Genomic DNA, 13,849 nt, shown 5'->3' on the forward strand with positions numbered 1-13,849 from the left:
CCCAGCCTACGGGGCGGGACTGACAACCCGGACCGGTTGGGCGGGAAGGCGCACGGCGGCGTGCAGCGGGTTGTCGACCTGGCCGTGCACGGCGGCGTGCGGGCGGTCGGGCCGGTCCCGGTAGCCGTCCAGCAGCAGCCGGTTGCGGTTCAGGCAGAGCCGGTCGATCCGGGGCGCGAACAGGTCGAACAGCCGGTGTCGGTCCGCGAGTTCGGGGAAGCGGCGCTGGCAGCGCAGGATCTCGGCCCGCAGCAGCTCCCAGAACTCGTCCTCGGGCAGGCCGAGTTGGTCCTCCAGCAGCGGGGCGAGGTAGCGGTAGACGCCGATGAACAGGCCGGAGTGCAGGAACTGGCAGAGGTAGTCGGGGGCCTCCCGGTTGAGCACCCCGGCGATCTCGGCGGGCAGGTCGGCGAGTTCGGCGAGCGGCTGGTCGCTGAGGTTGACGTCGTCGACGAAGTCCTTGACGGCGAGCCGGACCGGGACGTCGTCGCGGTCGAAGAGCACGATGGCGTTCTCGCCGTGCGGGGAGAACACCAGGCCGTAGCGGTACAGGAAGTGCAGCAGCGGCGGCAGCATGGCGGCGAACAGCCGGCGCACCCACTCCCGGGGGGCCAGCCCGGAGCGGGTGACGAGTTCGGCGGTCAGCGCCCGCCCGTCCGAGCCGGTCTGCAGCAGCGCGGCCAGGGTGCGGGCCCGTTCGCCGGGTTCCTGGTAGCGGCCGAGCGGTTCGCGCCAGATCGCGCCGAGCAGTTCCTTGTACTGGTAGGGCGCGTCGGGCAGGTCCCGGTACAGCGGGTGCTCGACGGTGACGGAGGCGATCTCGCCGAGCAGCACGACCCGGCACTCGTCGCGCAGGTAGGGGTCGGTGTCGCGCAGGTGGTGGATCCAGGCGGTGACGGCGGGCGCGGCGAGCGCGCGTTCGGTGGGCAGGCCGCGCCAGACCAGGGTGTTGAGGATGGCGAGCGGCAGTTTGACGGTGCAGCGGTCGGGGCGGCTGAGGTTGAAGAAGGAGCGGATCGACTGCTGGGGCAGCCGCAGGTCGCCGTCGGTGGGCAGCGGGACGATCCGGCCGTCGGCGATCCACGGCGCGAACAGGCCGACCACGGTCTCGTCCCACTGCCAGGGGTGGACCGGGAGCAGGTGGAACTCGTGGGCGCGGTCGCCGAGTTGGTTGCGGAAGGCGGGGTCGAGCTCGGTCTCGTAGATGGCCGGGTCGCCGCGGAAGGAGGCCAGGCTCTCGTGCACGGCGAGCCAGGGCAGGGGGCGCGGCAGCCGGGCCTCCGGGGTCCAGCCGGCCGCGTCGGTGGCGGAGAAGCCGAGCCGGCCCTTGTTGGCGACGATCCACGGGTGGCCGCTCTGCCGGCCCTCCAGGGCGACGTGGTCGAGGTCGGCGAGTTCGGCGGCGGTCAGCGCGGTGGCCCGCAGGTGGGCGTCGGCGATCAGGGTGGCGGTGAGCTCGCGGACCAGGTGGCCGGTGGTGTCGCCGCTCAGCCCGAGCACGTGCCGGGCCTGCTGGAGGAAGCGCAGCGGGTCGTCGCCGCCCTCGATCGACGCCGCCTCGACCCGCCAGCTCCCGTACGCGCAGCGGCGGGCGGCGAAGCGGTAGTCGGCGTCCGGGAGCCGCAGCAGGTAGCGGCCGCCGCCCTCGGCCCGCGGCTGCAGCAGTTCCTCGTAGGCGAACTCGCCGAGCAGTTTGGCGAGCAGGTCGCGCCCGGCGGCCCGCCAGTGCTCGGCGGTGAGCTGGGGCGGCAGGTGGAGGACTGGGTCAGCGGCTGGCTGCGGCACGCTCGGTTCCTTCCTGGGGTCGCGGGAGCACGGCGGCGGTCGGCGGCTCGAAGGTGGTCCAGGCGGTGCGGTGGGGCAGCGGGTGGAGGGCCTTGCCCGCGACGGCGTTGAGGATCACGGCGGCGCGGTGCGCGCCGAGCCCGAGGTCCGGGGTGCCGACACCGTGAGTGTGCAGCTCGGCGTTCTGGACGTACAGACCGCCGGTGAGTTCCGGCCGGGTGGCGACCCGGTGGTCGAGGTCGACCCGGTAGCGGCCCTGCTCGTCCCAGTCGATCAGGTCGGCGATCGGGTCGAGGGCGGCGGGGCGCACCGCCCGGTAGCCGGTGGCGAGCACCACGGCTTCGGTGCGCACCAGGTGGCGGCGGCCGGAGTCGCCGTGCCGGCAGTGCAGTTCGAGGCCGCCGCGGGGGCCCCGGCCGGTTTCGGTGACGGCGGTGCCGGGGAGGATCTCGACCGGTTCGGCGTCGATCGGGCGGCCGACGGTGCGCTCGTACAGGTGGTCGTGGATCTCGGCGAGGGTCTCGGCGCTGGCGGCCTTGTGCAGCTGCCACTGGGCGGGGACGAGGGCGTCCCGGACGTCGGCGGGCAGGCCGTGGAAGTAGCGGGTGTAGTCGGGGGTGAACTGCTCCAGGCCGAGCTTGGAGTACTCCATCGGGGCGATCGCCCGGGTGCGGGTGAGCCAGCGCAGCCGGGTGCCGTCGCCGGCCCGGTGGCGCAGCAGGTCGAGGAAGACCTCGGCGCCGGACTGGCCGGATCCGACCACGGTGACGTCCCGGGCGGCGGCCAGGTCGCGGCGCCGGGTCAGGTAGTCGGCGGAGTGCAGCACGGCGGGGTGGCTGCGCAGCGGGGCGAAGGCTTCGGGGCGGACGGGTTCGGTGCCGGTGCCGAGCACCAGGTTGCGGGCGCGGTGCACCGCGCCCGCCGCGTGCACCAGGTAGAGCCGCTCCCCGGCGTCCCAGTGGACGGCGGTGACGGGGCTGCCGAAGCGGCAGTTCGGCAGCCGGTCGGCGGCCCACCGGCAGTAGTGCTCGTACTCGCGGCGGGGCAGCTGGAAGCGCTCGCTGAAGTAGAACGGGAACAGCCGCTGCTGCTCGCGCAGGTAGTTGAGGAAGGACCAGGGGTTGGTGGGGTCGACCAGGGTGACCAGGTCGGCCAGGAACGGGACCTGCATCCGGGCGCCGTCCACGAGCATGCCGGGGTGCCAGCGGAACTCGGGCCTGGCGTCGAGGAACAGCGCGCCGACCGTCTCGGCCCGGTCGGCGAGCGCGGCCAGCGAGAGGTTGAACGGGCCGATGCCGACGCCGATCAGGTCGTACGGCTCGGGCTGCTGGCCTGCCGTGTCGTCGTGGGAGGTCATGTCGTCCTAGGTAGCGGCGGGGTGTCGGCGCGCCGGCGGATCATCAGGGCGGCGCGTTTGTCGGGCAGGTCGAGGTCGGCGACGCGGGTGAACCCGGCGCGGGCGAACGCCCGGACGGAGGGCGTGTTGCGGACGTCGGGCTCGGCGAGCACCCGGGTGCAGCGGGGTTCGCGCTCCAGCAGCCGGGCGGCGATCGCGTCGAGCAGCGGGGCGGCCAGGCCCCGGCCGCGGGCGGCGGGGGCCAGCAGCAGGTGCAGGCCCAGGTCGTGCGGGCGGGCGGGGTAGTGCGCGGCCAGCGGGTCGAGGTCGGCCCGGTACAGCTCGAAGTAGCCGGTGGGCGCGCCGTCGAGCAGGGCCAGCACGGGGCGGCTGCGGCCGTCGCCGTCGAGTTGGGCGGCGAGGTGGGCGGCGGTGGTGCCGGGCGGGCCCGCGAGGGCCCACCAGCGGTCGGTGTCCGGGTCGTTCATCCAGCCGGTGAGCAGGTCCAGGTCGGCGGCCGACCGCACGGTGCGCAGGACGAGTTCACCGGCCGGGGTGGGTATCGTCCCGGTCTCCGGGATCACGCCCGGGCCACCGGGTTGTCGATCTCGACGTACACCGACTGGGTCTCGACCGGGCCGACCAGTTCGTCCAGGCCGTGCAGCCGGGTGAGCAGGTTGGCCTTGCAGCGCAGGGTGGGCGCGTCCAGCAGGTGGGCGGGCAGCGCGGAGCCGGTGGCGGTGGCGGCGGGGCCGGTCAGGAAGCGGCGCAGCGCGGCCAGCAGCAGCTGCTCGTCGGCGAGGCCCTGGGAGCCGAAGGCGCCGATCAGGCCGAGCACGTGGTTGATGCCGAGGTAGTAGGCGAAGCGCTCGTCGGCGACCGCGTCCGGCACGAAGGTGTCGCTGTGGGCGCCGAGTCCGGGCAGCAGGGCGTGCAGCCGGTCGGCGTGCGAGGCGCGGAAGTAGTAGCCCTGGTTGTCGCGGTAGCGGCCGCCGGCCGGCCAGCCGAGGGTGTCCAGCAGGACCAGGCTGTTCTGCTGGTGGGCCTCCAGCGCGATGCCGGCCCGGCCGTCCAGCCAGAGGACCGGCAGGACCACGGCGTCCAGGTAGCGCAGGAACCACTCGGTGGCGACGGTCGGTCCGGGGCGGCCGGTACGGGCGGCCAACTCGCCGATGACGTCCGAGAGTTGCGAGCCGATTCGACCGACGCCGACGGGCTGCTCGGCGACCAGCCCGGCCACGCACAGCGCCCGGTCGGCGGGCCCGAACGGCATCTGCCGCAGCACGGTGTCCAGGCCGTTGGGGTCGGCCAGCGCGGGGTGGTCGACGCCGATCCAGGCCGGGTCGCGGACGATGTCGAAGCCGGGGTGGGCGGCCTGCCACCGCGCGGCCAGGCCGGCCTCCAGCAGCCGGTGCACCTCGGCGCCGCGGTGCAGTTCCTTGCGGAGGTTCTCCCGGCGGGAGTTGGTGATCCGCAGGCCCAGCGAGAGCTTGAGCATCCACGGGGTGCCGGGGCGGCAGACGGTGCGCACCGAGCTGGTGGGGTGCCAGGGTTCGCCGTGCTGGCCGAGGTCGGTGAGCAGGCCCCGCTCCAGCAGGTCGGCGACGGCCGGGCGCAGCGCCAGCTCCCTGGCCTGCCAGGGGTGCAGCGGCAGGGCGGCCGTCCCGGCGGGCAGCGGGCGGCCGAGCAGCTCGGCGGTGAGCCGCTCGACGGGGGTGCCGGTGGCGGAGTCCCCGGCCAGCAGCGAGCGGTGCACGGCCCACCAGTGCAGCCGGAAGCTGCCGTGCAGTTCCGGGGAGTACGCGGCGGACTGGGCGGGGCCGAGGCCGTCGCGGCTCTTCGGGGTGGGGTGCAGCGGGTGGCCGAGCAGCAGGGACTGCTCGGCGCGCAGGAACGCGTCCGCGGGCGCGGCGGAGATCGCCCGGCGGTGGGTGAGGATCTCCGCGGTGCGGCCCACCGAGTCGGCCACCCGGGCGGTCAGGTCGGCGAGTTGGCCGGGTTCGGGGCGGCCGGTGGCGCCGGCCACCAGGGCGGCGACGGTGACCGCGTCGACCGGGTGCCCGACGTCGCCGGTGGAGACGGTGGCGGGGCCGAAGCGGTGCCAGCCGCAGGCCGACCAGTGCCGCACCGGCGCGGACAGCTGCGCGGCGCCGCCGAGCACCGGGATGCGCAGCAGGTCGCCGTCCGGGCGTTCGGCCGCGGTCTCCCGGGCCCAGCAGCGCAACAGGCTCTCGGTCGCGGCGTGTTCGGCGGCCACCGCCGGGTCGGGGTCGAGCAGCGGGTCCGGGTCGGGGTGCCCGGCCGCCGGCCGGACGGTCGGGGGAACGCCGGTGAGGGTGCTGGTCAAATCCGCTCCTTGAGCCGGTGGCTGCCATCGGGCTTCAAGTAAGGGTTACCTATCCCGTACCGCCGGGCACAAGATCGGCTCACTCGTTCCGGTGAGTTTCGATCGATCACTCACTCCCAGGTGTGAGCGCGCGGCACCCTGACGGACCGTCACCATCACGGTTCGATGACCGGTCGCCAACAGCCGGGCCCCACCCCGCTGCCGTGCCGCGCCCGGATGAAAGACTGGCCCGGGGAACGCTTTTCTTCACTCGGGGGGCGATGGTGAGGGCACGGAGGGTGGTGGCCGTACTGTCCGCGGTCGCCGTGCTGGTCGGCGGGGCGGCCGCCTGCACCCCGACCGGCGACGGGGGCGACGGGAGTCCGCGCGACTTCGCCGAGTTGAAGCGCTGGGGGTTCTCCGAGTGGGACCGCTGGGCGCAGCACCACGGCTTCCGCAACCCGGTGGTACCGGGCCTGTGGAGCGCCGAGAAGATGGACCAGGCCCCGCCGCAGCAGCCCGCCCCGGCACCGGAGGACCCGTCCGCCGCGAGCCCGTCCGCAGCGGCGTCGGCGAACCCGAGCCCCGCGGGCCCGAGCACCGCGAGCCCGACCGCACCGACCGCGTCCGCCGTGCCGTCCGCCGCCGTACCGTCCGCCGCGCCGCCGCCGCCGGTGGCCGCGCAGCCGGTGCCGCGCCCGTACACCAGTTACCCGGCGTCCGGGAAGGTGTTCATGACCGCGCCGAACGGCGGCACCGGCCAGTGCTCGGCCACCGTGGTCACCGACCCGCAGCACCCCGGCCGGAGCAACCTGGTGTGGACGGCCGCGCACTGCGTGCACGAGGGCAAGGGCGGCGACTGGTACCGGAACCTGGTGTTCGTGCCCGCCTACAACAGCTCCGGCGCGGCCGGCGACCACCGCAAGGCGACGCTGGCCGAGGTCGCCCCGCTCGGGCAGTGGTGGGCCGACAAGGTGATCACCTCGCCGCTGTGGACCACCGAGGGCACCAAGGGCGGGGACGCCGCGAACCAGTACGACTTCGCGGTGATCAAGGTGCACGGCCCGGCGGGCGAGACCCGCTCGCTGGAGGAGGCGATCGGCACCGCCGTCCCGGTGTGGTTCGACGCCCCGCGCGAGCAGCTGTCGATCCAGGCCTGGGGGTACCCGGCCGTGGCGCCGTTCGACGGCCAGGAGCTGGAGCGCTGCGACTCCGGCCGGCCGGGCTCGCGCAGCTTCGACCCGGCGCGGCCGCCGATGCTGGTGATCGGCTGCACCATGACGGCCGGCGCCTCGGGCGGCGGCTGGTTCGCCGACGGGCCGGACGGCCGCCAGCGCCTGGTCAGCAACACCTCGATCGGCAGCTCGGCGCACACCACCCTGAACGGCCCCTACTTGGAGGACGTGGCCCGGGAGGCACTCGCCTACATCTCGCAGAAGTGACCGCTCCTCCGGGCGGCCTCCCGCCGCCGCCCCGCGCCCCGACGCCCGGCCCGCCGGCGTCCGGCGCTCCGACGTCCAGTACACCGCTGTCCAGCACACCGACCACGGGGGAACACCCATGACCGATCAGCGCCGCATAGCCCGCCGTACCAGGAACGCGGCCGCGGCCGCCCTGGTGACGGTGCTCGCCGTCAGCACCGCGGCCTGCAGCAAGAGCGCCGACCCGAGCCCGGCGGCGAGCTCCGCCCAGCCGTCCTCCACCTCCTCGAAGCCCTCCGTCGACATCGCCGACGTGCAGAAGTTCCTCGCCGAGGTGCCCAACTGGGGTGCCGACGACTGGAAGAAGTGGGCCTCCCAGAACGGCTTCAAGCCGGAGGACTTCGCGACGATCAAGCACTTCTGGGACCAGGAGAAGCCCGTCGCGCCGCGCGGCGGCACCTCGGTCACGCCGGAGAAGCAGGCCCCGTCGCTGCAGAAGGTGGTGCTCCCGCCGTCCGTCCCGGCCAAGGCCGTGCCGCACCCGTACAGCCCGGACACCGCCCTGCTCGGCCGGATCATCCTGAAGAACGCCGAGGGCGAGGACCACTCCTGCTCGGGCACCGTGGTCACCGACCCGCAGCACCCCGGCAAGAGCAACCTGGTGTGGACGGCCGCGCACTGCGTGCACGGCGGCAAGGGCAGCGACTACGACAAGCAGCTGATGTTCCTGCCCGGCTACAACCGTTCCGGCGCCTCCAGCCACGGCAAGCAGCCGGAGGACTGGCAGGACATCGCCCCGCTGGGCCGCTGGGTGGCGCAGAACATGGTGGTGCCGCCGCAGTGGACCCGGGAGGGCCTGCACGTCGGCAACCAGGCCAGCCAGTTCGACTTCGCGATCGTCCGGGTGGCGCCGCTCGACGACACCCGTTCGCTGGAGGAGGCCGTCGGCGGCTCCGTCCCGATCGCCTTCAACCTCAAGCAGGCGGACATCGCCGCCCCGAAGGCGTACGGCTACCCGGCCGACTCGCCGTTCGACGGCGAGGAGCTGGAGCACTGCGACTCCAACACCGCGCTGGTCCCGTTCACCTACAACCCCTCGCGCCCGCCGATGCTCATCATGGGCTGCACCATGACCGGCGGTTCCTCCGGCGGCGGCTGGCTGACCAAGCAGGGCGGCAAGGCGGTGCTGTTCTCCAACGTCTCGATCGGCGACCCGGTGTCCGGCTGGCAGGCCGGCCCGACCCTGGGCCCCGAGGCGAAGAACCTGTTCGACGCCTTCGTCTCGGGCTGACCGGACCGGACGGAGGCCCGGACGGGCCGCCGGGAACGGACCGGCGGGCGAGAACGGAAAGGCCGCCGGGAACGGACGGGCGGGCGGCGCACCCGGGGGTGCGCCGCCCGCCCGTCGGGTCGGTCCGGCCGCGTCAGGCCGTGACGACCTCGTACTTCTCCAGCTCGCCGGCCAGCACCGTCGCCACCTTGGCGTGCAGCAGGGTGCCGTCCGCCGTGTGCTCGGTGGAGATCAGCTCGCCCTCCGCGTGGACCCGGGAGACCAGGTCGCCGCGGGTGTAGGGGACCAGGGCCCGGATCTCCACCGCGGGGCGGGGCAGTTCCCGGTCGATCAGTTCGAGCAGCTCCTCGATGCCCTGGCCGCTGCGGGCCGACACCACGATGGCGTGCGGCTCGCGGCGCAGCAGGCGCTGGAGGACCAGCGGGTCCGCCGCGTCGGCCTTGTTGATCACCACGATCTCCGGCACGTTCTGCGCGTCGACCGAGACGACCACCTCGCGGACGGCCGCCAGCTGGGTCTCCGGCTCGGGGTGCGAGCCGTCCACCACGTGCAGGATGAGGTCGGCGTCGGCGACCTCCTCCATGGTGGACCGGAACGCCTCGACCAGGTGGTGCGGCAGGTGCCGGACGAAGCCGACCGTGTCGGCCAGGGTGTAGAGCCGGCCGCTCGGGGTCTGGGCCCGGCGGACCGTCGGGTCCAGGGTGGCGAACAGGGCGTTCTCCACCAGGACGCCGGCTCCGGTGAGCCGGTTGAGCAGCGAGGACTTGCCCGCGTTGGTGTAACCGGCGATGGCCACCGACGGGACGTGGTTGCGCCGCCGCTCCTGCCGCTTGGTGTCGCGGCCCTTCTTCATCTCGGCGATCTCCTTGCGGAGCTTCGCCATCTTCTCGCGGATCCGCCGCCGGTCGGTCTCGATCTTGGTCTCACCGGGACCGCGGGTGGCCATGCCGCCGCCCGAGCTGCCGGAGCCACCGCCACCCATCTGCCGGGACAGCGACTGGCCCCAGCCGCGCAGGCGCGGCAGCATGTACTGCATCTGCGCGAGCGAGACCTGCGCCTTGCCCTCCCGGGACTTGGCGTGCTGGGCGAAGATGTCCAGGATCAGGGCGGTGCGGTCGACGACCTTGACCTTGACCACGTCTTCGAGGTGGATCAGCTGGCCGGGGGTGAGCTCACCGTCGCAGACCACGGTGTCGGCGCCGGTGGAGGCGACGATGTCGCGCAGCTCCTTGGCCTTGCCGGAGCCGATGTAGGTGGCCGCGTCGGGCTTGTCGCGGCGCTGGATCACGCCGTCCAGGACTTCGGAGCCGGCCGTCTCGGCGAGGGCGGCGAGCTCGGCCATCGAGTTCTCCGCCTCCTCCAGCGTGCCGTCCGTCCACACCCCGACGAGCACCACGCGCTCCAGGCGGAGCTGGCGGTACTCGACTTCGGTGACGTCCTGCAGTTCGGTGGAGAGGCCGGCGACGCGGCGGAGCGCGGCGCGCTCGGTGCGGTCGTACTGCTCTCCGTCGTAGTTGCCGAGGCCCTCGTCGATCGCCGCGAGGTCCTCGTCCATCAGGGCTTCCGCCTTGAGGTCGGTGAGTCGGTTGGCGGACTCGCCCGATCGGGTGCGGCTGTCGAACGTGGAGGTCATTTCATCCTTGGGTTGATCGGATCGTGCTCTCGGACAACACGGCGGAGCCGCCGTGAATTCCCCACGATGGTGGCACGTCCGCCGTGTCCGAGCCATCCCTTTTACCAGTGGCCTCCTCGGCCCCGGCACCCGCCCCCGCCGCCGCCTCCGGCCCGCTGGGCCGGTAGACGTCGTACACGCCGGAGACCCGGAGCATCGCCCGCATCACCGCGGGCAGCGCCGCCGCGTCCGGCAGTTCGAGGGTGTAGCTGTGCCGGACCCGCAGCTGGCGGGGCGGTTCGACCTCGGCGGAGAAGATCGACACGCCCTCGCCGGAGATCGCCGCGGTGAGGTCGGCGAGCAGCCGGGGGCGGTTGAGCGCCTCGGCGTGCAGGGTGGCCCGGTAGCCCCACTGCGGGGCGCCGCCGGGCAGCCAGCGGACGGCGGCGGCGTGCCGGCCGCCGCGCAGCATCCGGACGCCGGTGGGGCAGCCCGCCCGGTGCACCGCGACGGCCCCGCCGCGCAGCACGATGCCGGTCACCTCGTCGGGCGGGACGGGCGTGCAGCAGCGGGCCAACCGGACGGTGGCACCGGGCAGTTCGGGCACTTCCGCGGGGGCGGCGGCGGGCGGCGCGGGGGGTGCGGCGGGGGCCGGGGCGGTGTTCGCGGCGGGCTGTTCGGGCAGTTCGGGGGCGGCCGGACGGGCGGCGAGCCGGCGGGCGACGGCGAGCCGGGCCCCGGGGGTGCGGACGTACTCCAGCCACTGCGGGTCCGGGCCGCTGTCCTCGCCGTCGGGGGCGAGCAGCAGGCCGAGCATGTCGCCGTCGCGCAGTTCGGTGGAGAGCGCGGTGAGCCGGCCGTTGACCCGGGCGCCGATACATCGGTGGCCGGTCTCCTCGCCGAGCTGGTAGGCGGCGTCCAGGCAGCTGGAGCCGGCCGGCAGGTGCAGGGTGGCGCCGTCCTCGGTGACGGCGGTGATCTCGCGGTCGTCGCGCAGGTCAGCGGTGAGCGCGGACCAGAAGGCGTCCGGGTCGGGGGTGTCCTGCTGCCAGTCGAGCAGCCGGGCCAGCCAGCCGGGGCGGGCCGGGTCGGTGCGGTCCTCGGGGTCGTCGGCGGCGCCCTGCCGGTCGGCGGCGCGCGGGTCGCCGAGGGCGACCACGCCGGTCTCGGCGACCTCGTGCATCCGCCGGGTGCGGACCAGCACCTCGACCACCTCGCCGCCGGGCAGCGCGACCGCGGTGTGCAGCGACTGGTACAGGTTGAACTTGGGGGCGGCCACGAAGTCCTTGAACTCGCCGGGCAGCGGCGTCCAGCAGGTGTGCAGCTCGCCGAGCACGGCGTAGCAGTCGGCGTTCTCCTCGACCACCACCAGCAGCCGCCCGAAGTCGGCGGGCCGCAGCCCGGCGCCGTCCGGCCCGGCCCCGCGCTTGATCATCAGCCGGTGCAGCGAGACCAGGTGCCGGGGGCGGACGGTCACGGCGGCGGGGACGCCGGCCTCGGCGAGCTGGCGGCCGAGCTCGGCGGCGAACGGGGCGAGCACGCCGTCCGTCCAGCCGCCGGCCACCGCGCCGGTGCGCCCGTACTCCTCGGGGTGCAGGGTGGCGAAGACGATGTCCTCCAGCTCCGCCTTCACCACCTGGATGCCGAGCCGCTCGGCGAGCGGGATCAGCACGTCCCGGGTGACGTTGGCGATCCGCACCTGGCTGGCGGGCTTCATGTGCCGGATGGTGCGCATGTTGTGCAGCCGGTCGGCGAGCTTGATCACCATCACCCGGACGTCGTCGCCGGTGGCGACCAGCATCTTGCGGAAGGTCTCGGGCTCGGCGGCGGCCCCGAAGTCGACCTTCTCCAGTTTGGTGACGCCGTCCACCAGATACGCCACCTCGGGCCCGAAGTCCTCGGCGACCTGCGCCAGGGTCACCTCGGTGTCCTCGACGGTGTCGTGCAGCAGCGAGGCGACCAGCGTGGTGGTGTCCGAACCGAGCTGGGCGAGGATCATCGTGACCGCGAGCGGGTGGGTGATGTACGGCTCGCCGCTCTTCCGGGTCTGCCCCCGGTGGCTCTCCTCGGCGAGGCGGTACGCCCTGGTCAGCAGCGGTACGTCGGCCTGCGGGTGGTGCACCCGGTGGGCCTGGACGATCGGCTCGATGGCGTCGGGGACGGGCGTCCGCCCGGTGGCGAGCAGTGCCGCCCGGCCGGCCCGGCCGAGCGCCGCACGGCTGAACCGGCCCGCCTGCTGCTTGGACGGCGAACCCGCCAACTCGGAGCGGATGGTCATCTGCACCTCCGGCAGCAACACCGGAGCGACGGCCGACCCGGTGGTCCATGCTACCGAGCAGAGCACGTTGCGCGAGCCCCCGCTTCCCCTCTGTCACCCGGATCACTCGAACGGGCGGATTAGCCGGAGAGCGGTCTGGGAAGCGGGAGCTGACCCGCCGTCGCCCTGACCCCCCGTCGCACTGACCGGCCGTCAGGCGAGCACGCCCTCCGCGACGATCACCGCGGGGCCGGTCATCTCGATCCGGCCGTCCGGGAACTCCTCGATCACCAGCCGCCCGCCGGGCAGGTCCACCGTGTAGCGCGCGGACTCGCCGGTGACCGCCGGGTCGGCCCCGTCGCGCCGGATCGCCGCCACCGCGACGGCGCAGGCGCCGGTGCCGCAGGAGCGGGTCTCGCCGGAGCCGCGCTCGTGCACCCGCATCGCCACGTGCCGCTCGCCGCGGTCCACCACGAACTCCACGTTCACGCCCTGCGGGTAGGCGCCCGCGGGGGCGGTGGCCGGGGCGTCGAGCAGGTGGCCCGCGTGCGCCAGGTCCGCGACGAAGGCGACGGCGTGCGGGTTGCCCATGTTGACGTTCAGCGCGGGCCAGGTCCGCCCGTCCACGGTGACGGTGATGTCGTCCGGGCCGGGGAACACGGCGCGGCCCATGTCCACGGTGACCTCGCCCGGGGTGCCGTCCGGGGCGTCCTCGGCGATCCGCACCCGCTTGACCCCGCCGCGGGTGGCCACCGCCAGCTCGCCCGGCTCGGCGTGCCCGGCGTGCACCAGGTACCGGGCGAACACCCGCACCCCGTTGCCGCACATCTCGGCGATCGAGCCGTCCGCGTTGCGGTAGTCCATGAACCACTCGGCCTGCCCGGCCATCCCCGCCGCGGCGGGCTCGGCCGCCGAGCGGACCACCCGCAGCACGCCGTCCGCGCCGATCCCGGCCCGCCGGTCGCACAGGGCGGCGACGTCCGCCGCCGACAGGTCGAGCCGACCGTCCGGGTCCGGGACGATCACGAAGTCGTTCTGGGTGCCGTGCCCCTTGAGGAAGGCCGTTCCGCTGGTTCCGCTGCGCTCGCTCACACCGCCGATGGTAACGGGGGCCGCCGGGCGACCGGCCCGCGGTGCGGCGCTAGCCGCGCAGGTGGACGACCCGCCAGACGGCGAGCGCGACGGCCGCCGCGGCCAGCAGGGTGTACAGCACGATGGCCTTCCAGCCCGCCCGCTCGCCGCTGCCCCGGCGGGGCACGCCCGGCCACTTGTAGCCGGCCCGGCGGCCGGCCATCGCGCCCCAGCCGACCGAGGCCGAGGTGATCAGCAGGCCGAGCATCCCGATCATCGCGGTGGCGCCCTCGCTGCCGAAGGCGAGCGGGAAGGCGAACATCAGCGAGCCGAACATCAGCGTCGCGGCGATCGGCAGGATCTGCCACCAGCGCAGTCGGCGGCGCGGCCGGATGTCCCGCTCGTGGACCACGCCCGGCGCGGCGGCCAGGTCGTCGATGGCGGGCAGCGCGACCGCGTACGAGGTGGTGGGGACGGCGAGCTCGGGAAGGGTCTCGGACCCGTCCGAGACGTCGCCGAGCAGCTCATCGGTTTCGGGGCCGGTACCCGTTGACACGCGGCCTCCCCTGACGGCTCGACACGAGCTCCGGGGCTCGCGGGCAGTGAGGCCGGCCCGCGTGCCGGGCCTCGGTGCTACCGATGATGGCACGTACCAACACTCCGGCAGGGGGTCCCACGGCTTGATCGGGTGATCCGATGCCAGGACGTGATCCGGTCGTGACCGCCGGTGCCTTCTGCACCTGCGTCTGC

At 74.3% G+C, this 13,849-nt stretch carries 10 protein-coding genes; 2 read left to right on the forward strand and 8 right to left on the reverse strand.

What is annotated here, in order from left to right:
• Window positions 1–6: 6 nt before the first annotated feature.
• Genes ABD345_RS15415 through ABD345_RS15430 form a run of 4 tightly spaced genes read right to left on the reverse strand, consistent with a single transcriptional unit; the run spans window position 7 to window position 5,468 of the window.
• On the reverse strand, window positions 7–1,785 hold the full coding sequence (locus ABD345_RS15415) for an IucA/IucC family protein (RefSeq protein ID WP_344552652.1): 1,779 nt from the start codon (window positions 1,783–1,785) through the stop codon (window positions 7–9).
• The gene (locus tag ABD345_RS15420; protein ID WP_344552653.1) at window positions 1,766–3,142 is read right to left on the reverse strand and encodes a lysine N(6)-hydroxylase/L-ornithine N(5)-oxygenase family protein; all 1,377 of its coding nucleotides are present in this window, start codon (window positions 3,140–3,142) and stop codon (window positions 1,766–1,768) included. The genes ABD345_RS15415 and ABD345_RS15420 overlap by 20 nt, the downstream gene beginning before the upstream one ends.
• Window positions 3,139–3,810, reverse strand: a complete 672-nt coding sequence (locus tag ABD345_RS15425; protein WP_344552700.1) for a GNAT family N-acetyltransferase — start codon at window positions 3,808–3,810, stop codon at window positions 3,139–3,141. The genes ABD345_RS15420 and ABD345_RS15425 overlap by 4 nt, the downstream gene beginning before the upstream one ends.
• The gene (locus ABD345_RS15430; RefSeq protein ID WP_344552654.1) at window positions 3,702–5,468 is read right to left on the reverse strand and encodes an IucA/IucC family protein; all 1,767 of its coding nucleotides are present in this window, start codon (window positions 5,466–5,468) and stop codon (window positions 3,702–3,704) included. The genes ABD345_RS15425 and ABD345_RS15430 overlap by 109 nt, the downstream gene beginning before the upstream one ends.
• A gap of 281 nt (window positions 5,469–5,749) precedes the next feature.
• Between ABD345_RS15430 and ABD345_RS15435 the strand changes: the two genes are divergently transcribed.
• On the forward strand, window positions 5,750–6,889 hold the full coding sequence (locus ABD345_RS15435; RefSeq protein WP_344552655.1) for a trypsin-like serine peptidase: 1,140 nt from the start codon (window positions 5,750–5,752) through the stop codon (window positions 6,887–6,889).
• 118 nt (window positions 6,890–7,007) lie between these two features.
• A complete protein-coding gene (locus tag ABD345_RS15440; protein ID WP_344552656.1) occupies window positions 7,008–8,159 on the forward strand; it encodes a trypsin-like serine peptidase in 1,152 nt (383 codons plus the stop codon).
• A gap of 133 nt (window positions 8,160–8,292) precedes the next feature.
• Here ABD345_RS15440 and hflX read toward each other — a convergent pair whose 3' ends face one another.
• From hflX to ABD345_RS15460, 4 genes are all read right to left on the reverse strand, one after another.
• Complete coding sequence (gene hflX / locus ABD345_RS15445; RefSeq protein WP_344552657.1) at window positions 8,293–9,792, reverse strand: GTPase HflX; 1,500 nt, start codon at window positions 9,790–9,792, stop codon at window positions 8,293–8,295.
• A gap of 1 nt (window position 9,793) precedes the next feature.
• Window positions 9,794–12,049, reverse strand: a complete 2,256-nt coding sequence (locus ABD345_RS15450; protein ID WP_344552658.1) for a RelA/SpoT family protein — start codon at window positions 12,047–12,049, stop codon at window positions 9,794–9,796.
• A 192-nt stretch (window positions 12,050–12,241) separates the two neighbouring features.
• Window positions 12,242–13,120 carry a diaminopimelate epimerase gene (gene dapF / locus ABD345_RS15455; protein ID WP_344552659.1) on the reverse strand — a complete coding sequence of 293 codons (879 nt, stop codon included), beginning with the start codon at window positions 13,118–13,120 and terminating at the stop codon, window positions 12,242–12,244.
• A 49-nt stretch (window positions 13,121–13,169) separates the two neighbouring features.
• Window positions 13,170–13,655, reverse strand: a complete 486-nt coding sequence (locus tag ABD345_RS15460; protein ID WP_344552660.1) for a hypothetical protein — start codon at window positions 13,653–13,655, stop codon at window positions 13,170–13,172.
• Window positions 13,656–13,849: the final 194 nt, after the last annotated feature.

This window comes from Kitasatospora saccharophila, assembly GCF_039529925.1.
GTDB lineage: Bacteria > Actinomycetota > Actinomycetes > Streptomycetales > Streptomycetaceae > Kitasatospora > Kitasatospora saccharophila.

Bases quoted from the DNA above. Each gene is read 5' to 3' on its own strand.
- ABD345_RS15450 (WP_344552658.1), bottom strand. From the start codon at position 12,049: ATGACCATCCGCTCCGAGTTGGCGGGTTCGCCGTCCAAGCAGCAGGCG.
- ABD345_RS15420 (WP_344552653.1), bottom strand. From the start codon at position 3,142: ATGACCTCCCACGACGACACGGCAGGCCAGCAGCCCGAGCCGTACGAC.
- ABD345_RS15440 (WP_344552656.1), top strand. From the start codon at position 7,008: ATGACCGATCAGCGCCGCATAGCCCGCCGTACCAGGAACGCGGCCGCG.
- hflX (WP_344552657.1), bottom strand. From the start codon at position 9,792: ATGACCTCCACGTTCGACAGCCGCACCCGATCGGGCGAGTCCGCCAAC.